The organism is Pseudomonas sp. FFPRI_1 (assembly GCF_055384485.1).
In genome coordinates this window covers 854,480-876,130 of the sequence record NZ_AP029168.1, presented here as the reverse complement: position 1 = coordinate 876,130, position 21,651 = coordinate 854,480, and the positions used below count along the sequence as shown (strand labels likewise).

Annotated in this window: 15 protein-coding genes; 4 read left to right on the top strand and 11 right to left on the bottom strand. The window is 63.2% G+C overall.

Going from position 1 to position 21,651, the window contains the following annotated elements:
- Nucleotides 1–88: 88 nt before the first annotated feature.
- The 8 genes from ACZ5BO_RS03875 to glnE form a co-directional block, all read right to left on the bottom strand.
- Nucleotides 89–1,543 carry a lipopolysaccharide kinase InaA family protein gene (locus tag ACZ5BO_RS03875; RefSeq protein ID WP_025130421.1) on the bottom strand — a complete coding sequence of 485 codons (1,455 nt, stop codon included), beginning with the start codon at nucleotides 1,541–1,543 and terminating at the stop codon, nucleotides 89–91.
- Nucleotides 1,543–2,295, bottom strand: coding sequence for a lipopolysaccharide kinase InaA family protein (locus ACZ5BO_RS03870; RefSeq protein WP_025130420.1), 753 nt, complete (start codon nucleotides 2,293–2,295; stop codon nucleotides 1,543–1,545). The genes ACZ5BO_RS03875 and ACZ5BO_RS03870 overlap by 1 nt, the downstream gene beginning before the upstream one ends.
- On the bottom strand, nucleotides 2,292–3,026 hold the full coding sequence (locus ACZ5BO_RS03865) for a lipopolysaccharide kinase InaA family protein (RefSeq protein ID WP_464698335.1): 735 nt from the start codon (nucleotides 3,024–3,026) through the stop codon (nucleotides 2,292–2,294). Before ACZ5BO_RS03865 ends, ACZ5BO_RS03870 begins: the two co-directional genes overlap by 4 nt.
- The gene (gene rfaP / locus ACZ5BO_RS03860; RefSeq protein WP_025130418.1) at nucleotides 3,026–3,832 is read right to left on the bottom strand and encodes a lipopolysaccharide core heptose(I) kinase RfaP; all 807 of its coding nucleotides are present in this window, start codon (nucleotides 3,830–3,832) and stop codon (nucleotides 3,026–3,028) included. Before rfaP ends, ACZ5BO_RS03865 begins: the two co-directional genes overlap by 1 nt.
- A complete protein-coding gene (locus tag ACZ5BO_RS03855; protein WP_464698333.1) occupies nucleotides 3,829–4,953 on the bottom strand; it encodes a glycosyltransferase family 4 protein in 1,125 nt (374 codons plus the stop codon). Before ACZ5BO_RS03855 ends, rfaP begins: the two co-directional genes overlap by 4 nt.
- A complete protein-coding gene (waaC, locus tag ACZ5BO_RS03850; protein ID WP_025130416.1) occupies nucleotides 4,953–6,014 on the bottom strand; it encodes a lipopolysaccharide heptosyltransferase I in 1,062 nt (353 codons plus the stop codon). Before waaC ends, ACZ5BO_RS03855 begins: the two co-directional genes overlap by 1 nt.
- A 1-nt stretch (nucleotide 6,015) precedes the next feature.
- The gene (gene waaF / locus ACZ5BO_RS03845; RefSeq protein ID WP_025130415.1) at nucleotides 6,016–7,050 is read right to left on the bottom strand and encodes a lipopolysaccharide heptosyltransferase II; all 1,035 of its coding nucleotides are present in this window, start codon (nucleotides 7,048–7,050) and stop codon (nucleotides 6,016–6,018) included.
- 133 nt (nucleotides 7,051–7,183) lie between these two features.
- Complete coding sequence (gene glnE, locus ACZ5BO_RS03840) at nucleotides 7,184–10,123, bottom strand: bifunctional [glutamate--ammonia ligase]-adenylyl-L-tyrosine phosphorylase/[glutamate--ammonia-ligase] adenylyltransferase (RefSeq protein ID WP_025130414.1); 2,940 nt, start codon at nucleotides 10,121–10,123, stop codon at nucleotides 7,184–7,186.
- Nucleotides 10,124–10,506: 383 nt separating this feature from the next.
- Here glnE and aceE point away from each other — a divergent pair, with 383 nt between their 5' ends.
- The 4 genes from aceE to msrA all read left to right on the top strand — a co-directional run bounded on the left by aceE (nucleotide 10,507) and on the right by msrA (nucleotide 18,854).
- Nucleotides 10,507–13,152 carry a pyruvate dehydrogenase (acetyl-transferring), homodimeric type gene (gene aceE, locus ACZ5BO_RS03835; protein ID WP_025130413.1) on the top strand — a complete coding sequence of 882 codons (2,646 nt, stop codon included), beginning with the start codon at nucleotides 10,507–10,509 and terminating at the stop codon, nucleotides 13,150–13,152.
- An 11-nt stretch (nucleotides 13,153–13,163) separates the two neighbouring features.
- Nucleotides 13,164–15,125, top strand: coding sequence for a dihydrolipoyllysine-residue acetyltransferase (gene aceF / locus ACZ5BO_RS03830; RefSeq protein ID WP_464698330.1), 1,962 nt, complete (start codon nucleotides 13,164–13,166; stop codon nucleotides 15,123–15,125).
- Nucleotides 15,126–15,436: 311 nt separating this feature from the next.
- A complete protein-coding gene (locus ACZ5BO_RS03825; RefSeq protein ID WP_464698328.1) occupies nucleotides 15,437–18,130 on the top strand; it encodes a sensor domain-containing phosphodiesterase in 2,694 nt (897 codons plus the stop codon).
- Nucleotides 18,131–18,203: 73 nt separating this feature from the next.
- Nucleotides 18,204–18,854, top strand: coding sequence for a peptide-methionine (S)-S-oxide reductase MsrA (gene msrA, locus ACZ5BO_RS03820; protein ID WP_464698326.1), 651 nt, complete (start codon nucleotides 18,204–18,206; stop codon nucleotides 18,852–18,854).
- A 91-nt stretch (nucleotides 18,855–18,945) separates the two neighbouring features.
- On the opposite strand, the gene ACZ5BO_RS03815 is transcribed toward msrA, so the two are convergent.
- The 3 genes from ACZ5BO_RS03815 to eutH form a co-directional block, all read right to left on the bottom strand.
- Nucleotides 18,946–19,782 (bottom strand): 23S rRNA (adenine(2030)-N(6))-methyltransferase RlmJ, encoded by an 837-nt coding sequence (locus ACZ5BO_RS03815; protein WP_464698324.1) that lies wholly within the window; start codon nucleotides 19,780–19,782, stop codon nucleotides 18,946–18,948.
- 103 nt (nucleotides 19,783–19,885) lie between these two features.
- Nucleotides 19,886–20,242: a DUF1937 family protein gene (locus tag ACZ5BO_RS03810; protein WP_350023535.1), complete on the bottom strand. Its 357-nt coding sequence runs from the start codon at nucleotides 20,240–20,242 to the stop codon at nucleotides 19,886–19,888.
- Nucleotides 20,243–20,278: 36 nt separating this feature from the next.
- Complete coding sequence (eutH, locus tag ACZ5BO_RS03805; protein WP_464698322.1) at nucleotides 20,279–21,514, bottom strand: ethanolamine utilization protein EutH; 1,236 nt, start codon at nucleotides 21,512–21,514, stop codon at nucleotides 20,279–20,281.
- Between the last annotated feature and the right edge of the window lie 137 nt (nucleotides 21,515–21,651).

Here is a 21,651-nt window from a genome sequence, read left to right as displayed (position 1 = left end):
CCGCCGGTACAGGAGGCGCACCGGCCGGCCCTCGGTATGCCCCTGCGGGCCGTTTCAACGGCTCAACCAGCGACGACAGGTCGCAGGCTCAAGCCTGGGAGGCGTGCGCCGTCTTCGGCAAGCGCTGGTCGATCACCTGGTACAAGGCACTGCTTTCGGGCCAGTTGCGCATGAAGCGCGCGCGGTCACGGGCGTACGCCGGCGCGAAACTGCCCAGGCTCGAATGCTGGCGCATGGCATCGAGGTCGATCAGGGACCAGCGGTCTTCCTGCCAGAACAGGTTGTGGCCCTTGAAGTCGCCATGGCTGATGCGTTCCTTGATCAGCTCCGCAAACAGCTGGTCCAGAGCCTGCAGCTCAGCCTCAGGCGCGTCGCCTTTGGCCACGAACGGCGCAAAGCGCTCGATGATGTCCGGCCCGGGCAGGTACTCGGTCACCAGGTAGGCGCGCCGGCGCAACCAGAAAAAACGCTGCTCCAGCACCGCCAGAGGCCTGGGCGTGGCTATGCCCAGAAACGCCAGGCGATTGCCTTCACGCCAGGAGTGCCACGCCCGGCTTGGCCGCCAGAAGCGCTTGAGCCAATGGGCAAACCCCTTGATGTTGTAGCGCTTGATCACCAGGCTGCGCCCCGCCACCTCGACCCGGCCGACACTGGCTGCGCCACCGGTCTTGTACAAATGCCCCTGGTCCAGCAGGGCATCGGCCTGTTCGAGTACCGGCAACATTGCCGATGCTTCCTCACGACGAATCGCGCGCAAGGCAAACGGCCCCCGCTGCACGCAGAACAGCGTGCATTCGCGGCCGACCTTGGCGAGAAAATCCCGCAGGCGCCAGCCGCGCACCTTGTTCACCTGCTTTTGCAGGGCTTCCAGGGGCAAGGCATGCTCGGCATTGCTCAACAGGTAATGCACCAGCAACTCTTCGGTGAAGGGCTCCAGGCTTTTGGGCAACTGGGCGAAGAACACCCCGAGGTTCTCCAACACCTTGGGCCGCGACAGGGGCTGGCCCGCTGCTTCGACGCAGATGCCTGCACCATCGATCAAATACAGCTTGCCGTCATGGCGCAGCAAGTTGTCCAGGTGCAGGTCCTCCTGCCACAGGCCCTTGGCATGCAGCTCGGCGATCGCGCCCAGTGCCTCTGCCAGCACGGCGACCTGTTCATCCGCCAGCACCCGTAGTGTTTCCACTTGTTTCCAGGCGTCACCCAGGCTCTGCGCCCCCTCCAGGAACTCGAACAGCAGCCAGCCGCCCTCGCCTTCCTGCAAGCCATCAGCCAGCAGCAACGGCGTGGTCAGCCCCTGCTCCGCCAGCAACTTGACCCCCGCAAGCTCGCGCTGGAAATGCCGGGCCGCCTTGGGCCCCACCAGCAACTTGGCCAGCACCGGGCGCCCACGCCAGACTCCGGCGCCGACATAACGCTGGCCCGGCAATACCCGCAGCAGGGTCAACAACTGCAACTGCGCCGGGCCGGCAGCGTCTGCCAGGTCCAGACTCAGGGGCAGGGCCGGGCTGCGACCGCTGTTCTTCAACTCGGACAAGCGCATCAGCGGGCCTCCTTGTGGCTGCTCCGTGCACTGAGGCGCGTACCCCAGGCATCCACCAGCGAACTGTCCAGCGGCTGATCCAGATAGGCCGCCAGCAGGCTGCGCACCTCATCGGGACGCCACACCGAGGCCCGCCGCAACAGAGGCTCAAGGTCCTTGACCCGATCACGCTGGCCGAACAGCAAAGGGCGGGTTTTCTCCAGGTCGATCAGTTGCGCCAGATAACCCTCGCCGCTGGCCTGCAGGAAAATATGCTTGGGATAGAAACAGCCATGCACCTGCCGCAGGCCGTGCAGTTGCCGGGCCAGCAGGCCGCAGGCCTTGAGCACCGCCTGGCGCTGCGCCTCGTCGAGCTGTTCCCAGCGCAGCAACAGAGCGTCCAGATCGTCCCAGCCATCCAGCGCTCGCGTCAAAAGAATCGCCCGGGACTCTCCGGCCACCTTGCGCATCCCGAAGAACACCGCCTGCAACGCCGGAATGCCCATCTGCTGATAGCGGCGGATATTGCGGAATTCGCGAGCGAAACTCGGCTCGCCAAAAGGCCGGTGCAGGGTCCGGGTCAGGTAGTTGCTCTGGCGCTTGAGATAGAACCCCTGCCCTTCCAGATCCAGGCGAAAGACCGTGCTGTAGCCACCGCGGCTGGTATTGGGTTCGTCCACCGCATGCAGCTTCGCCGCCCACAACTGGTCAAAAGTGCCAAGGCCGTGGCGCTCCAGCAGCGCTCGTTCCTCGGACGCCAGGAAATCAGTCATTCGCGCCCCTCGAAAAATCTCACCACGTGACGAATACGCTCCTTGTCGGCAGCGCTCAGACGGTCACGCTGGCGGTATTGCAGATAGAAGCGCAGGCGCTGAGTCGCCGACAGATGATACTTGGCCACCTTGTCCAGGCAGGCCAGGTCCTTGGTGATCCGGTACTTGAGCCAGAATCCACGCCAGAAATCACCGTTCGGGCAGTCAATCAGGTACAGCCGGTCCTGATCGTCGACCAGCAGGTTGCGCCACTTCAAATCGTTATGGGTAAAACGATGGTCGTGCATGATGCGGGTGTAGCTGGCCAACTGCCGGCTGATCCCATCGACCCAGCGCCGGTCCTTGAGCTTCGGATCGTCGCGCTCGGCCAGCACCGACAAGTCTTCGGTGCGCGGCAGTTCGCGGGTAATCATCGCCCCACGGGAGTAGGCCAGGCCACGCCGCTCCAGGCCCCAGGCCACCACATCGGCGGTGGGGATGCCCCATTTGGCGAAGCGCTTGAGGTTCTGCCACTCGAACTTGACCCGAGGCTTGCCCAGGTAGCGCCGCAGGTTCTTGCCGGCGCCGGTGTAGCGCTTGACGTAGTAGTTGACCCCATCACGCTCGACGCGAACCACCTCGGACAACGGATCACGGGTCAGGCGCTCGCCCTCAAGTTCAAACACCGCTTGCAGACTGCCAAAATCGTGCGCCAATGCCTGATAAGCAGGATCCAGGTTCCAGCTCGCCATCAGAGCGCGTCTCCGTACCGTTGTTTACGTGCGTAGAGCTTTTCCGCCTTGCCTTCCAGCCAGGACAGCAGCGCAGCCTCTTCGGCCAGGATCTGGCGCAACGGTTGCTGGAAGTAGCCCTTGAGAAAACGCAGCTTGTCGCGACGCGTCAGGCCGATGTCCAGGGCCGAGAAATACAGCGCGGCCAGATCCTTGTTGCGCCAGCGCTGGGTGATCTTCGGCCGGGTCTGGGCCCGATGCAGGTCGATCACCGAGAGCTTGAGCCCCGCAGGGGTGATCGGCCGGTCGGTGTGCAACAGGAAGTGACAGATGTAGCAGTCGCGATGGTTGACCCCGGCGCGGTGCATCATCCCGGTCATACGGGCCACTTCGGCAATCAGCGCTCGCTTGAGCGCAGGCAGCGGCGGTTGCTTGACCCAGTCGATGCTGAAGTCTTCAAGGCTGACGGTAGGAGCCAGCTCCTCGGTGACGATGAACGAGTGCTGGTCTGCCGGATTGGCGCCGCGCTCGCCGTAGGCCACTGCAGTCATGGTCGGCACACCGACTTGATGCAGGCGCTCGAGGGCCTGCCACTCCTGGCCGGCGCCAAGCACCGGAAGTTTGGCGGTGATCAGGTTCTTGACGATCTCGCCCCAGCCGATACCACGGTGGATCTTGACAAAATAACCGCGGCCGTCGACTTCCGTACGCAAGGTACGGCGCGCTTCCAGCTCGCGGTAGACCTGGCCCTTGAGCCCCTCGACTTCGGCGAACGCATCGCGTCCGGCCCAGAGGGTCTTGAAGGGTTCGGCAAGCATCAACTTCATCGGTGTTGCTCCGCCAGAATCACATCCGCAGCGTGCTGCGGCATGCTATAGAGGTCGGCCGTCTCGGCGAACGCCAGGCCATTACGGCTCCAGGTCGCGCGTGCAGCGTCGTCGGTCAACATGGTGGTGAGGTATTGATTGAGCTGCGCCTGTTCCAGCGGCTCATCCAGGACCAGGCCGCTCTGGGCCTCGGCAATGTAATGGGCGTAACCGCAGACCGCGCTGACCAGCACCGGCAGCCCGGCCACCAGGGCCTCCAGCAATACGGTGCCGGTGTTTTCGTTGTAGGCCGGATGAATCAGCAGGTCGGCCCCCAGCAGGAACCGCGGAATATCACTGCGGCCCTTCATGAACTGCACCTGGTCGCTCAGGCCCAGCGCAGCGCTCTGTACCTGGAATACCTTGGGGTCGTCCTGGCCGATTACAAATAGCCGGGTGCGCTTCTTCAACGCTGACGGCAGTGCCGCCAGGGCCTTGAGGCTGCGATCCACGCCCTTGGTCTTGAACCCGGAACCGATCTGCACCAGCAACAGGTCATCATCCTTGAGCTTGAACTCACGGCGGAAATCCGCCCGGATCTCGGCGGCGTTGGCCGGTGCCCGACGGTCCTGGGCGATCCCCGGCGGCAGCAGGTGGAAGCGCTCCAGCGGGGTGTCGTAATGCTTGATGAACAGTGGTTGCTGGACCTCGGAGATCATCAGGATCTCGGTCTTGGCGTCCTTGGCGAACACCGCCCGCTCGTACTCGGCAAAGTGCCGGTAGCGGCCCCAGCGACGGTACAGCGAGTGCCGCAGGTTCTGCGCCTTGTCCTCGAAACAGCCATCGGCGGCGTAGTACACGTCCAGCCCCGGCATCTTGTTGAAGCCCACCAGCCGGTCCACCGGACGCTTGGCCAGGTCGGCCTCCATCCAGGCGCTGAGCTTTTCATTGCGGCGATGGTTGAACAGCGCCTTGACCGGCGCCACCAGCACTTCGAAACCCGGAGGGACATCGCCCTCCCAGATCAGGGTGTAGACACGGATCTGATGGCCGCGGCTCTGGCACTCCAGGGCAATGCGCATGAAGTCACGCTGCAGGCCACCGAAGGGGAAATACTTATAAAGGACAAAAGCCAATTGCATCAGCGCGGCTCCTCAGCCAGTAACAAGGCGCTCAGTCGGCTGGCGACACGCTCGGGGTTCAAGCGCGTGAAGCACAGCGGCCACTCACGCTTGAGGTCATGACGCTGCTGGTCCACAGCGGTGGGCTGGTAGGTGCACTTCTTCTGCAGGCAGGGCGCACAGGGGAAGTTGCTCCCCAGGTGGATCTGCACCTTGCCGTAGGCACCGGTCAGCCCCGGATTGGTCGGCCCAAACAGTGAGATGGTCGGCACATCCAGGGCCGCGGCAAGGTGCCCAAGCCCGGTGTCCACGGCCACACAGGCCTGGGCATCGGCCAGTACCCGGGCGACCCCGGCCAGGTTCAGCCTGGGCAGGACCGTGGCGTTTTTCAGGCCGCTGGCGATGCGCTCGGCACGGGCCTTTTCCGCAGGATTGCCCCAAGGCAGCTTGACCTCGACCCCGAGCATGCCCATGCGCTCGGTCAACTCGCGCCAATAGGCTTCAGGCCAGTGCTTGGTGTCCCAGGTGGTGCCGTGCAAGAACAGCACAAAGGGATTCTTGCGCGGCAGCTCCACCAGCTTGTCGACATTCAGCCCGTAATCGCCCAGGCCCTGGGGCAGGTCGTAGCCCAGGGCCACGGCAAACAGCTGGCGTACCCGCTCCACAGCGTGCTGCCCACGGGCCACTGCCAGGCGCCGGGAATAGAAGCGCGAAGCCAGGGGCTCGCGCGCCGAGTCCTTGTCCAGGCCCGCCACCGGGGCACGGACATAACGGGTCAGCCAGGCACTCTTCAGCAGGCCCTGGGCGTCGATCACCAGATCGTATTTGGTCGAACGCACGCTCTGCTTGAAACGCCGCCATTCACCGCTCTTGATGGTCTGCCAGATGTTCTTGCGCCAGCGGCGGATCGCCACTGGAATCACCTTGCCCACTGCCGGGTGCCAGCTGGGAATCTCGGCAAAGCCTTCTTCCACCACCCAGTCGAACTTGATCCCCGGAATCGCTCGCGCGGCGTCAGTCAGCGCCGGCAGCGCGTGAATCACATCCCCCAAGGAAGAGGTCTTGATCAACAGTACCCGCAACTTATTGAACCTCGACCACAGAGCCCTGCAACCGTTGCAGGGCTTCGTTCACCGGCTGTGGCAGGAGCTGGCGCAGGCAGTTGTAGTGACCGAAGCGACAGGTACGGTCGAAACACGGGCTGCACTCGATCCCCAGGCGCACCACTTCGACCTGGTCAGCCAGGGGCGGAGTGAAGCCCGGGGAGGTGGAGCCGTACACCGCCACCAGCGGGCGATTCAACGCCGCGGCCACGTGCATCAGCCCGGAATCGTTGGACACCACCGAATCGGCGCAGGACAGCAGGTCGATGGCCTCGGCCAGGGATGTCTCGCCACTGAGGTTGCTCGACTCCTCGCGCAACCCGGGGATCAGCCGCCCGCGAATCTCTTCGCCGACGCCATGATCGTTCTTCGAACCAAACAGCCAGACTTGCCAGCCTTCACGGATCTTCGCCTCGGCAACCTGGGCGTAGTGCTCGGACGGCCAGCGCTTGGCTTCACCGAACTCGGCTCCCGGGCACAGCGCCAGCACCGGCCGGTCCAGGCTCAGGCCGAACTTGGCCAGGGCCGCATCACGGCTTTGCGGATCGATCTGCAGGCTCGGGCGCGGGTAAGGCTGGGGCAGCTCGGCGCCCGGCTCATAGGCCAGGGCCATGAAACGCTCGATCATCAGTGGATAGCGTTCTTTGTCCAGCTTGCGCACGTCGTTGAGCAGGCCGTAGCGGAACTCGCCGCGCCAGCCGGTGCGCTTGGCAATGCCGGCAAAAAACGGCACCAGCGCCGACTTCAGCGAGTTGGGCAGCAGGATCGCCTGATCGTATTGACCGACCAGGGATTTGCCGATACGCCGACGGGTCGCCAGTTCCAGGGCGCCGTGGCCGAGGGGAAAACTCAAGGCCTGGCGTACCTGGGGCATGCGTTCAAGGATCGGCCGGCTCCACTCGGGGGCCAGCACGTCGATCTCGCATTGCGGATGGCGCTGTTTCAGGCACTCGAAGAGTGTCTGCGCCATCACCATGTCACCGACCCAACTGGGCCCAACGATCAGAATATTCATGTGGTTTCCATAAACGAACCGGGGAGGCATACGCCTCCCCGCCTCGAGAATCCAGCACCGCGGCCTTCACCGTCGGTTCGGTTGGGGCGAGCTTCGCGGCTCGCCGAATACATTTGCGGCCGCATTATGCCGATTAGCTTAGCCCCAGCTCACGCCAAATCCGTAACACTTCCCGTCGTTCGGTCACAAATTGATCACCGGCAATGATTCCGGCCTCATTCTGCAACGCCTGTCGGTGAGCCGCGGAGCGGTAGGCCTTGTAGACCTCGCGCAGCAGGCTGGCATCGCTCGCCGGCATCAGCCCGACGTGCTCCAGACCTTCCAGGATGCGGATGTTATCGGTGTAGCGCAGCAATGACGGGTGCTCTTCGGACCACGCCAGGGCCGCGTATTGCACCATAAATTCGATATCGACGATACCTCCGGCGTCCTGCTTGAGGTCGAACGGCGCCGTGGCCTCGAAGGCATTGGCCGCGGTTCCGGCGGCGGTCAGGCGGCTGCCCAGGTTGTCACGCATCTTGGCCCGCATCTCGCTGACTTCCTGGCGCAGCTTGGGCAGGTCGCGGCTTTTCCCCAGCACCGCAGCCCGGACCTTTTCAAAGGCCTGGCCCACATCCTGGCTGCCCACCAGCACCCGGGCCCGCACCAGCGCCTGGTGTTCCCAGGTCCAGGCTTCGTTCTCCTGATAACGGGCAAAGGCCCCCAGGGAACTCACCAACAGGCCCGAGGCACCGGACGGCCGCAGGCGCATGTCCACTTCGTACAGCTGGCCGGAGTTGGTCTGGGTGGTCAGCAGATGGATGATGCGCTGCCCGAGCCGAGTGAAGAACTGCGCACCGTCGATGGGTTTGGGGCCGTCGGTTTCCGCCTGGGGATCACCATCGTGGATGAACACCAGGTCCAGGTCGGAACCGTGGCCCAACTCGATTCCCCCCACCTTGCCGTAGCCGACAATGATGAACCCCGGGTCACACAGGGTGCCATCGGTGCGCAGAGGCGCGCCGTACTTGGCCACCGTCTGGCGCCAGGCCAGGGCCAGTACCTGCTCCAGGATCGCCTCGGCGAGCCAGGTCAGGTAGTCGCTGACCTTCATCAACGGCAGGCTGCCGGCAATCTCCGAGGCGGCCACCCGCAAGCGGTGGGCCAGCTTGAAGTGGCGCAGAGCCTCCATCTGCTGTTCCAGGTCATCCTCGGGAATGCGCGTCAGGCGCTCGCGCAACTCGGCCGCCAGCTCCGGGGCCTGCGGCGGCTTGAACAAACGCCCCTCGTTGAGCAACTCGTCCAGCAGCAAGGGAAAGCGGGTGATCTGCTCGGCGATCCATGGGCTGGCGGCGCACAGGGTCAGCAAGCGCCGCAGGGCACCAGGGTTTTCCGTCAGCAGCACCAGGTAAGCCGAGCGCCGCGCCACGGCTTCCACCAGCGGCAGAACCCGCTCCAGCACCAGGTCCGGATTAGCATGCTCCACCGCTTGGGCCAGCAAACGCGGAATGAAGGCGTCCAGGCGCTCACGTCCCAAGCGCTGCATCGCCCGCAATTGCGGGCTGCCGCGCAGCCCGGCGAGAGCCCGCAGGGCTTTGGGCGCGTCGATGAAACCACCCTCCTGCAGTTGGCGACAGGCCGCCTCTTCGTCCTGGGCCTCCTCCCACAGCGGCAGCCATTCGCCGCCCACCACCACCTCGCTTTCCGCGCCTTCGTCCTCATCCGGGTCGGCAATGACCTGGCGGAAGTGCCACTCCACCCGGCCGCGCCAGTACATCAGTTGTTCATGGAAGGCGTTCCAGTCGGCAAAGCCCAGCATGAAGGCGATCCGCGCCTGATCCTGGGGGTTGTCCGGAAGCATTTGGGTCTGGCGATCGGCAATCGCCTGGATCGCATGCTCGGTGTAACGCAGGAACTCGTAGCCGTCCCTCAATTCATCAATCACCGCCGCCGGCAAGTAACCCTGCCCCTCCAGGGTGCCAAGCACCTTTAATAGAGGACGCTGCTGCAGGCTCAGATCACGGCCGCCATGGATCAGCTGGAATGCCTGGGCGATGAACTCGACTTCGCGAATGCCTCCCGAGCCCAGCTTGATGTTGTCGGCCATGCCCTTGCGCCGGACTTCCTGCTGGATCAGCTGCTTCATGGTGCGCAGCGCCTCGATCGCGGAGAAGTCCAGGTAGCGCCGATAGACGAAGGGCCGCAGCATATCCAGCAACTGCGCCCCGGCGACCTGGTCCCCGGCCACCACCCGCGCCTTGATCATCGCGTAGCGTTCCCAGTCGCGACCCTGATCCTGGTAGTACTGTTCCAGGGCATTGAAGCTCAGCACCAGGGCGCCGGCGGAACCATAGGGCCGCAGGCGCATGTCGACACGAAACACAAAGCCATCGACGGTCATCGGATCCAGGGCCTTGATCAGACGCTGCCCCAGGCGGATGAAGAACTCCTGGTTATCCAGGGGCCGCTTGACCCCCACGGTCTCGCCGCCCTCGGGGTAGGCGAAGATCAGGTCGATGTCCGAAGACAGGTTGAGCTCCACCGCCCCCAACTTGCCCATGCCGAGGATGACCATCTGCTGCGGCTCGCCGCTGCGGCCACCGGTGGGAATGCCGAACTGCTGGCTGTGACGCAGGTACAACCATTGATAGGCCTGATCGATACAGGCATCGGCCAGGTCGGAAAGGTCGCGGCAGGTCTGCACCAGGTCCGCCTGGCGGGTCAGGTCGCGCCAGATGATCCGCACCTGCTGCCGGGTACGCTGGCGGCGCAGCACGCGCCCCAGTTGATCTTCGGTCTCGGCGGCCTGCACCGCGGCGGCAATCTGCCCGCACAGCTCACCAGGGGCGAAACGGCGATCCAACTCTCCGGAACGTACCAGCTCCAGCAACATCAAAGGGTCACGCAGCGTCTGTTCAATGAAAAAGTCGCTGGCGGCCGCCACCCGGGCAAACTCGGCCCAGCGCTCGACGCTCCAGTCCGCTACGCCGGGGTCACCCTCGAGGGCCTCGACGGCGCTGCGAAACGACTGCTCGCCACGGCTGACCAGTGGCAGGAGAATCGCGGGGACTGGGGCAAGCGCGGGCAGGCTCATGGGCTATCCTTGATCGGCGTGGAAAACGCGGGCGGGAACGGATGTCGAGGGCAGGCGGCGTGATGGACTGTCGAACAAAAGTTAGAAATAGCTGAAAATAGGTTTTTTTTAGCAGCTGGCATTAATTTATTACCTATTCCCGTTAGTCATCGACCAACAGTAACGATTATTCTCACAACGCAGCTGGAGGCCACAAGCCGCTCTTCTGTAGTTTTACTACTCGTATATACATTCGAAAGGCTGAAATGGCCGACGATTTGTAGTAAAACTACACGCCGCCGGATCAACCTCCGGCAATCCAAGAATTTATAATCGTCTGCCCACAAGGCCAGTCGCAAACTCAGGCAACCGATTCTGGAAGCCTTTCCGCCCTGGAGCAAGCCATGCAAGACCTCGATCCCGTCGAAACCCAGGAATGGCTGGACGCCCTGGAATCGGTTCTCGATAAAGAAGGCGAAGACCGTGCTCACTATCTGATGACCCGTATGGGCGAACTCGCGACCCGCAGCGGCTCGCAACTGCCCTACGCCATCACCACGCCGTACCGCAACACGATTCCCGTCACCCACGAAGCACGCATGCCTGGCGACCTGTTCATGGAACGCCGCATTCGCTCGTTGGTTCGCTGGAACGCGATGGCCATGGTTATGCGCACGAACCTGAAAGATTCTGACCTGGGCGGTCACATCTCCAGCTTCGCCTCCAGCGCAACCCTGTATGACATTGGCTTCAACTACTTCTTCCAGGCCCCGACCGACGAACACGGCGGCGACCTGATCTACTTCCAGGGCCACACCTCGCCAGGCGTCTATGCCCGTGCGTTCATGGAAGGCCGCATCACCGAAGAGCAGATGAACAACTTCCGCCAGGAAGTCGACGGTCAGGGCCTGTCGTCCTACCCGCACCCTTGGCTGATGCCTGACTTCTGGCAGTTCCCGACCGTATCCATGGGTCTGGGCCCGATCCAGGCAATCTACCAGGCACGCTTCATGAAGTACCTGGAAGCCCGTGGCTTCATCCCGGAAGGCAAGCAGAAAGTCTGGTGCTTCCTGGGCGACGGCGAGTGCGACGAACCGGAATCCCTGGGCGCAATCTCCCTGGCCGGCCGCGAGAAGCTGGACAACCTGATCTTCGTCATCAACTGCAACCTGCAGCGCCTCGACGGCCCGGTTCGCGGCAACGGCAAGATCATCCAGGAACTCGAAGGCGTGTTCCGTGGTGCCCAGTGGAACGTCACCAAAGTCATCTGGGGCCGTTTCTGGGACCCACTGCTGGCCAAGGACGTCGACGGCATCCTGCAGCGCCGCATGGACGAAGTCATCGACGGCGAGTACCAGAACTACAAGGCCAAGGACGGCGCGTTCGTCCGCGAGCACTTCTTCAACACCCCTGAACTCAAGGCGATGGTTGCCGATCTGTCCGACGACGAGATCTGGAAACTCAACCGTGGCGGCCACGACCCGTACAAGGTCTATGCGGCCTACCACGAAGCGGTCAACCACAAAGAGCAGCCAACCGTCATCCTGGCCAAGACCATCAAGGGTTATGGCACCGGCGCCGGCGAAGCGAAGAACACTGCGCACAACACCAAGAAAGTCGATGTCGACAGCCTGAAGTTGTTCCGTGACCGCTTCGACATTCCGGTCAAGGACGAAGAACTGGAAAACCTGCCGTTCTTCAAGCCGGAGCCGAACAGCGCCGAAGCCCGCTACCTCAGCGAGCGCCGCACTGCCCTGGGCGGTTTCGTGCCACAACGCCGCGCTCAAAGCTTCGGCATTCCGACCCCACCCCTCGATACCCTCAAGGCTATCCTGGACGGCTCGGGCGACCGTGAAATCTCCACCACCATGGCCTTCGTGCGGATCCTTGCACAACTGGTCAAGGACAAGGACATCGGCCCGCGCATCGTGCCGATCATCCCGGACGAAGCCCGTACCTTCGGTATGGAAGGCATGTTCCGCCAGCTGGGCATCTACTCGTCCGTCGGCCAGCTCTACGAGCCAGTCGATAAAGACCAGGTGATGTTCTACAAGGAAGACAAGAAGGGCCAGATCCTCGAAGAAGGCATCAACGAAGCGGGCGCCATGAGCTCCTTCATCGCTGCCGGCACTTCGTACTCCAGCCACAACCAGCCGATGCTGCCGTTCTACATCTTCTACTCGATGTTCGGCTTCCAGCGTATCGGCGACCTGGCCTGGGCTGCCGGCGACAGCCGCACCCGTGGCTTCCTGATCGGCGGTACTGCCGGCCGTACCACCCTCAACGGTGAAGGCCTGCAGCACGAAGACGGTCACAGCCACATCCTGGCGGCCACCATTCCGAACTGCCGCACCTTTGATCCGACCTATGGCTATGAGCTGGCGGTGATCATCCAGGACGGCATGAAGAAGATGACCGAAGAGCAGCAGGACGTCTTCTACTACATCACCGTGATGAACGAGTCGTACCAGCAGCCAGCCATGCCGGCCGGTGCCGAAGAAGGCATCGTCAAGGGCATGTACCTGCTCGAGGAAGACACCAAGGAAGCCGCGCACCACGTGCAGCTGATGGGCTCCGGCACCATCCTGCGTGAAGTCCGTGAAGCAGCGAAGATCCTGCGTGAAGAGTTCAACGTCGGCGCTGACGTATGGAGCGTGACCAGCTTCAACGAATTGCGTCGCGACGGCCTGGCCGTAGAACGCAGCAACCGCCTGCACCCTGGCCAGAAACCGAAGCTGAGCTATGTCGAGGAATGCCTGAGCGGCCGTAAAGGTCCGGTCATCGCCTCCACCGACTACATGAAGCTGTTTGCCGAACAGATCCGCCAGTGGGTCCCGTCCAAGGAATTCAAGGTCCTGGGCACCGACGGTTTCGGCCGCAGCGACAGCCGCAAGAAACTGCGTCACTTCTTCGAAGTCGATCGTCATTTCGTGGTGTTGGCAGCCCTGGAAGCCTTGGCTGACCGTGGTGACATCGAACCTAAGGTCGTGGCTGAAGCCATTACCAAGTTCGGTATCAACCCGGAAAAACGCAACCCACTGGACTGCTGAGGAGACTTTTTGTGAGCGAACTCATTCGCGTACCTGACATCGGCAGCGGTGAAGGTGAAGTAATTGAACTGTTTGTGAAGGTCGGCGACCGTGTCGAAGCCGACCAGAGCATCCTGACGCTGGAGTCGGACAAGGCCAGCATGGAAATCCCTGCACCGAAGGCCGGCGTGGTCAAGAGCCTGAAAGTGAAGCTGGGCGATCGCCTGAAAGAAGGCGACGAACTGCTGGAACTGGAAGTCGAGGGCGCCGCAGCTGCGGCCCCTGCGCCTGCCGCCGCTCCTGCCGCCAAGGCTGAAAAAGCCGCTGCCGCGCCGGCTCCGGCCGCTGCGCCAGCAGCCCCTGCTGCCGCTTCGGTGCAGCAGGTGCACGTGCCGGACATCGGTTCGTCGGGCAAGGCCCAGATCATCGAGCTTCAGGTCAAGGTCGGCGATACCGTCGAGGCTGATCAATCCTTGATCACCCTGGAATCCGACAAGGCCAGCATGGAAATCCCATCGCCTGCCGCTGGCGTGGTCAAGGCCATCAACGTCAAGCTCAACGACGAAGTCGGCACCGGCGATCTGATCCTGGACCTGCAAGTGGCCGGGGCTGCAGCTCCTGCTGCCGCGCCAGCCCAGGCTGCGGCTCCAGCCGCTGCCGCTGCGCCTGCTCCGGCCGCAGCCCCGGCAGCGCCTGTGGCCGACAGCGTCCAGGACATCCACGTTCCGGACATCGGCTCGGCCGGCAAGGCCAAGATCATCGAAGTACTGGTCAAGGCCGGCGACAGCGTTGAAGCCGACCAGTCGCTGATCACCCTCGAATCCGACAAGGCCAGCATGGAAATTCCATCGCCCGCCGCCGGTATCGTGGAAAGCGTACTGATCAAGCTGGACGACGAAGTCGGTACTGGCGACCTGATCCTCAAGCTGAAAGTCAAAGGCGCGGCGCCTGCTGCTGCCCCGGCTCCGGCTGCCCCTGCTGCCAGCGCTCCGGCACCCGCCGCTGCTCCAGCCACTGCTCCGGCCGCTGCTGCACCGGCCGCAGCCCCGGCTGCCGCGCCTGCCAAGCCGGGTGCGAAAGTGCACGCGGGCCCAGCCGTGCGTCAGCTGGCTCGCGAGTTCGGCGTCGAGCTGAACGCGGTGAGCCCGAGCGGTCCCCACGGTCGCATCCTGAAAGAAGACGTGCAGGCTTACGTCAAGGCAATGATGCAGAAGGCCAAGGAAGCACCGGCCGCTGCTGCTGGCGCAACCGGTGGCGCGGGCATCCCGCCGATTCCGGCCGTCGACTTCAGCCGCTTCGGCGAAATCGAAGAAGTGCCGATGACCCGCCTGATGCAAATCGGCGCGTCGAGCCTGCACCGCAGCTGGCTGAACATCCCGCACGTGACTCAGTTCGACTCGGCTGATATCACCGAGCTGGAAGCGTTCCGTGTTGCGCAGAAAGCCGTTGCAGAGAAGGCCGGCGTCAAGCTGACCATCCTGCCGCTGCTGCTCAAGTCGTGCGCGCACTTGCTCAAGGAACTGCCGGACTTCAACAGTTCGCTGGCGCCCAGCGGCAAAGCGATCATCCGCAAGAAGTACGTGAACATCGGCTTCGCCGTCGACACCCCGGATGGCCTGCTGGTACCGGTGATCAAGAACGTCGACCAGAAGAGCCTGTTGCAACTGGCAGCCGAAGCCGCTGCGCTGGCCGCCAAGGCCCGCGACAAGAAGCTTACCGCTGACGACATGCAAGGCGCCTGCTTCACCATTTCCAGCCTCGGCCACATTGGCGGCACCGGCTTCACGCCGATCGTCAACGCGCCGGAAGTGGCGATCCTCGGTGTTTCCAAGGCCACCATCCAGCCCGTCTGGGACGGCAAGGCCTTCCAGCCGAAGCTGATGCTGCCCCTGTCGCTGTCCTACGATCACCGCGTGATCAATGGCGCGGCCGCCGCACGCTTCACCAAGCGCCTGAGCGACCTGCTGGCAGACATCCGCACCATCCTGCTGTAACCCGCGAGCCGGCCCTCCCGTCATGGGCGGGCCGGTTGCGCACCCTTTCCGAGCGCCACGCTCGTACCTCAACCCCGTCAATTTGGCGGGGCTTTTTTTGCCAGAAAAACGCCGCCAATTGCCCGCCGGTCGCCGAGCCAAAAGCCCTGAAAAGTTACTTTTCAGAAATCCTTCGGCCTGCCGATACAGGTTTATAGCACTTAGCCTTCATCTTACTTGTCAGTCGATGCGCCATGATGCAACCTTGCCGCAGGCAACAGTAAAGAGGGCGTGAGCCCGGCGCGATCAGCAATTTCGAAGCGAGTTTCCCCATGAAAAGCCAACCCGATGCCGCCAGCCGTATGGCGGCCGAGGTAGTGACGCAGTTGCCCGTGCCCTCGCGGCTCGGCATGTTGCGTTTCGAGCGGCTGAATGAAGCGAGCTGGGCGCTGCTGTTTCTCGATCCCAATTGCGAACGCCAGTTCGGCCTGCCCGCCGTCGAACTCTGCGCCCTGGTCGGCTCTCCCTATGCCAGCCTGATGGAGCCCGAGGCGCGCTATCAGTTGCATGACGCCATCCAGGAGCAACTGAGCCACACCCCCCATTACCTGATCCGCTATACCCTGCATACCGGCCAGGGCCCCTTGAGCATCCTCGAGCTGGGCGAGGCCTACAAACAGCACAACCGGCACCTGCTGCGCGGTTATCTGCTGGTGGTCGAAGGGCTGTTCAGCAACGCCTCGCCCCTGCCGACCCTGGACCTCGAGACTCAGAACACCCGCCTGCAGATCGCCCTGGAGCTCAACCAGCGGGCGCAGCAGGAACAACTGCAGCACCTGGAGCGGGTACGTGCGCAGCAGGACCTGATCCTGCTCCTGACCCGCCAGCGCTACAGCAGCGGCAACTCCCTGAAGGAGGCCGCCGAACTGATCACTCGCTGCGCCTGCGACATCTACCAGATCGATTGCGCGAGCATCTGGAACCTGGAAGAGCAGCAACTGGTGCCGATTGCCGCCTACCATCGCGGCACCCAGGAATACCAAATGCCGGAGCCCATCGACGCCAGCAACTTTCCCGACTACCTGGAAGCCCTGCACAGTTGCCGTGCCATCGACGCCCAGAACGCCATGCGCGACCCGCGCACCCGGGAAATGGCCGAGAGCCTGCGCCCGCGGGATGTGAACGCCATGCTCGACGCCAGCATCCGCATCGACGGCCAGGTGGTCGGCGTGCTGTGCCTGGAACAGACCGGCATGACCCGGGCCTGGCAGTCCGACGAGATCGCCTTCGCCGGCGAGTTGGCCGACCAGTTCGCCCAGGTCATCAACAACCACAACCGACGGGCCGCCACCAGTGCCCTGCACCTGTTCCAGCGCGCCGTGGAACAGAGCGCCAACGCCTTTCTGCTGGTCAATTGCGACGGCGTGGTGGAATACGTCAATCCAAGCTTTACCGCCATCACCCAGTACAGCACTGAAGAGGTCCACGGCCACCGGCTATCCGAGCTGCCGGCCCTGGAGAACCTCAGCGAGCTGCTGTTCGACGCCCCCTCCAGCCTGGCCAAGAGCAACAGCTGGCAGGGCGAGTTCAAGAGCCGGCGCAAGAACCTCGAGCCCTACTGGGGCCAGCTGTCGATCTCCAAGGTGTATGGCGACAATCGCGAGCTGACCCACTACATCGGCATCTACGAAGACATCACCCAGACCAAGCTCGCCCAGCAGCGCATCGAGCGCCTGGCCTACACCGACAACCTGACCAACCTGGGCAATCGCCCGGCGTTCATCCGCAATCTCGACGAGCGCTTTGCCCGAGACAGCGATACCCCGATCAGCCTGTTGCTGGTGGACATCGACAACTTCAAGCGGATCAACGACAGCCTCGGCCATCAGACCGGCGACAAACTGCTGATCAGCCTGGCCCGACGCCTGCGCAACAGCCTGAGCCCCAGCGGCAGCCTGGCGCGTTTCGCCAGCAACGAGTTCGCCGTGTTGCTGGACAACACCGACCTGGAAACCGGCCAGCAGATCGCCAGCCAATTGCTGATGACCCTGGACAAGCCGATGTTCGTCGACAACCAGCTGATCAGCGTCACGGGGTCCGTGGGCCTGGCCAGCGCGCCGCTGCATGGCCGCGACCCGCAGACCCTGATGCGCAACGCTGGCCTGGCGCTGCACAAGGCCAAGGCCAACGGCAAGCATCAGGTGCAGGTGTTCACCGAAGCCCTGAACGCCGAGGCCAGCTACAAGCTGTTCGTCGAGAACAACCTGCGCCGCGCCCTGACCCAGAACGAGCTGGATGTGTTCTATCAGCCCAAGCTGTGCCTGCGCAGCGGTCGCCTGCTGGGCATGGAGGCGCTGCTGCGCTGGAACCACCCGGAAAAAGGCATGATCCGCCCCGACCAGTTCATCAGCGTGGCGGAAGAAACCGGCCTGATCATCCCCATCGGCAAATGGATCGCCCGCCAGGCCTGCCGCATGAGCAAGCAACTGACGGCTGCCGGCATGGGCAATCTGCACGTGGCGATCAACCTGTCGCCCAAACAGTTTTCCGACCCGGACCTGGTGGCCTCCATTGCCAGCATCCTCAAGGAAGAACAACTGCCCTCCTCGCTGCTGGAGCTTGAGCTAACAGAGGGCTTGCTGCTGGAAGCCACCGACGACACCCACCAGCAGCTCGAACAGCTGAAAAAACTCGGCCTGACCCTGGCCATGGACGATTTCGGTACCGGCTACTCGTCCTTGAGCTACCTGAAAAAATTCCCCATCGACATCATCAAGATCGATCGCAGCTTCATCCACGAGATCCCCGACAACCAGGACGACATGGAAATCACCTCCGCGGTGATCGCCATGGCCCACAACCTGAAGATCAAGGTGGTGGCCGAAGGCATCGAGACCGCCGAGCAACTGGCCTTCCTGCGCCGCCATCGCTGCGACGTCGGCCAGGGTTACCTGTTCGACCGGCCGATTCCCGGCTCCGAGCTGATTGCCAAGCTCAAGCGTTATCCTCGTGGTCCAATTGCCTGACAGCGCTGTAACACTCGGGCAAACTGCGTGTCTGATTAATTACTCGATCCCACCCTGACTGAGAGGACTGATCATGGTTCTACGCTCGGAAATTCTGGTGAACAAAAACGTGCTACCGACCAAAGAACAAGCTCTGCCTGGCCGCGAAACCCCGATGACTCTGCCTGAAAAGCACTTTGTCTTCGAAGACACCCCGCTGCTTGGCCCGTTCTTCCAGGACGTCGACTTCGCGATCTTCGGCCTGGGCTGTTTCTGGGGCGCCGAACGCCGTTTCTGGCAGCGCGAGGGCGTGGTCAGCACCGTTGTCGGTTACGCCGGCGGCTTCACCCCGAACCCGACCTATGAAGAGGTCTGCTCGGGCTTAACCGGCCACACCGAAGTGGTGCTCGTGGTGTATGACAAGGCCAAGGTCAGCTACAAAGAACTGCTGGCAATGTTCTGGGAGCTGCACAACCCGACCCAGGGCATGCGCCAGGGCAACGACATCGGCACCCAGTACCGCTCGGTGATCTACGCCACCAACCCGACCCAGCTGGAGCAGGCGCTGCACAGCAAGGAGGTGTTCCAGGCCGAACTGACCAAGGCTGGCCTAGGCACCATCACCACTGAAATCGAAGAAGCCCCGACCGTGTACTTCGCCGAGGCGTACCACCAGCAGTACCTGGCGAAGAACCCAGAGGGCTACTGCGGCATCGGCGGCACTGGCGTCACCTGCCCTATCTGACGCCGCTACAAGCGGCAAGCCTCAAGCTGCAAGTGGTCGGCTGAGGCTTGAGGCTTGAGGCTTGAGGCTTGAGGTTTATAGCTTGTGGCTGCTACTCCGCGATCAGCCAGTCCATTTGCCAGCCGCCCTGGGTCTGGCCGAGCTTCTTCGACAGCCAGGGCAGCAGCTCGCGCAGTTCTTCTTCAAGCCCCCAAGGCGGGTTGGCGATCGCCAGGCCCGAACCGTTGAGGCTGTTGGGCGTGTCCAGGGGATGCACCAGCAACTCCACCCGCAGCAGCTTCGGCGCACCGGTACCGGCCAGGTCCTGGTAGAAACGCCGCAGCGCGCGCTGGTCCTTGACCGGGTACCAGATGGCCGCCACGGTCTGGCGCATGCGGCCGATGGCTTCTTTCAACGACGCGGCGCAACGCTGCATCTCATCGAGCTGTTCGAAAGGCGGGTCGATCAGCATCACTGCACGCTTCTCCGCCACCGGCAGCAGGGCCCGTGCCAGGTGCCAGCCTTCGCCCAGGTGCACCGCCACTCGACGATCACCCTTCATGTTGTCCTTGAGCAGCACGCCGTCTTCCGGGTGTTTCTCGTTGAGCAACACCCGGTCCTGGGAACGGGTCAGACGCCGTGCCAGCTCCGGTGAGCCCGGGTAGTAACGCAACTCGCCATCCGGGTTCATCTTGTGCAGCACCGCCATGTAGTCGGCGGTGAGTGCCGGCAGATCCTCGTCGCCCCACAACCGTGCGATGCCTTCCAGGTACTCGCCGGTGCGCGTGGCCTGGTCGCCCTTAAGGTCATACAGACCAATGCCGGCATGGCTGTCGAGATAGGCGAACGGCTGTTCCTTGCGCGACATCAGGGCGATGAGGCGGGTCAGGGTCAGGTGTTTGAAGACGTCGGCGTGATTGCCGGCGTGGAAGGCGTGACGATAGTTCATGGTTGCTCCTGCGCAGGGGGGCAAGTTTACCCTGTGCGCAGGCTGTCGTCAGTTCAGAGCGGGGCCGCACCCGGCGCAGGCGACGACGGGCACGGCCAGGGCTTCAGGCAAACTCGTGGCTGACTTGCGACCACAGGCTGACCCGCCGCCCGGACGTTTCGAACACCTCGATCTCGCGCTTGATCCCGCCGCTGTCCTTCCAGCCCGGCAGGTCGAGCACGATCAGCTCCTCCATCATCGCCATGTACAAGGCATCCACCGGCGCCCAGAGCTTGCCGATGGCGGCATTGTCCTTGCCCGCCAGGCACAGGTTGATCGGGTGGGACATGCTCACCTGGCTGAACACCGCATGGCCGGCTTCCAGTATCTGCGCCGCGACCTGGTTGCATTGGAGAAAACGCTCGTTGATGACGGCCGGCTCGGAATGGCTGTAGGGGCAGGCCAGGAAAATCTTGCGCATCGTTACCTCGACTTCAGGGATAGGTGACACGGGCCGTCAGGCCCGCGCAGGTTGCAGGGCAAAGGCCGCGGCCTGCTCCTGCTCTTGCTGCTCATAGCGCTGGGCGGCCGGCACCGAGATGCGGATGGCGATCGCCACCGCCAGCAAGCCGCCGAACAGCTTGCCGAGCAGAATCGGCAGGATCAGGCTCGGCTGGAAATTCGCGGTGAACGCCAGGTGGTCGCCGATCAGTGCCTGGGCGCAGACCCCCAGGGCCACGCACAGCACCTTGTCGCGGGCGGTCATGTGCTTGAACAGGTGGAAGGTGGCAATGATGTTGGCAAACACCATGATGAACCCCGCGGCACCGGTGCTCGACAGGTTCAGATGGCGCCCCAGCAGCGCCATGGGCTTCTTGCAGTAGCGCTGGAACAGGTAGCAGATGGGGAAGGTGCCGGCGAGCATGATGCCGATGTAGCCGGCGATCTCGATGGCCCGGAACAGCTCCTTTTCATCGGCGAACATCGGGTCGAAGCCCCAGCCGCCGAAGGTGATGCTGAAGAACTTGGTGAAGTGCTCGACGATGCTCAGGGCCAGGATCAGCTTGATCGCCGCATCCATGATCTTGCCGAACACCAGAAAGCCCCTGACCATCATCTGCGGCCGGTAGCGCAGCCCCGCCGCCAGCAGGAAGCAGAACACGAACAGCGGCGCCAGCAGCTTGAGCATGTCGACGAAGCCCAGGGACAGGTAGTACAGCGCCTCGGAGTTGGTGGAAACGATATCCCGCACCGGCAGATTAGTGGCGGTGATGATCAGCAGCGACATCAGCACCGCGAACGGAATGCTGATCAGCCCGGCCATGGCGCCCAGGGCCAGGTACTTGTGGTCCTTGCGCTCGAGCATGGTCAGGCCCACGGGGATCAGGTAGACGATGGTCGCCCCCGAGGTGTAGCCCACCAGCATCGCGGTGATCCACAGGTCGCGGTTGGCGGTCAGGGCATTGGCCAACTGGTAGCCGCCCATGTCCACGGCGATGATCGACAGCGCGGCGATGGAGACGTCCGAGCCCAGGGCGTTGAAGAACGGCCCCAGGGCGTGGGAAATACCCTGGGACAGGTAGGGAATCGCCACCATGATCCCGGCCTGGGCCAGGAACACCGGGCCGATGGAGTGGATGCCGTTGACGAACTCCTTACCCAGGCCACTCTCGGGCTTGATGATGGATGACAGGGCGCCGAGCACCGCGCCGAGCATGATCAGGTAAATGACGTAGTTTCCAAATCCAGCCATGTGGGTTCATCTCTCTGAGCGTCATTTATAAGTTCCCCCGCCGGGGACGTTCTTGTTGAGGCCAGCCCGGCCACCCCTGCGCACAGGCAAGTGATGGATCCGGTAACGAAATACAGGGCATTTCCTGTGCCACAATG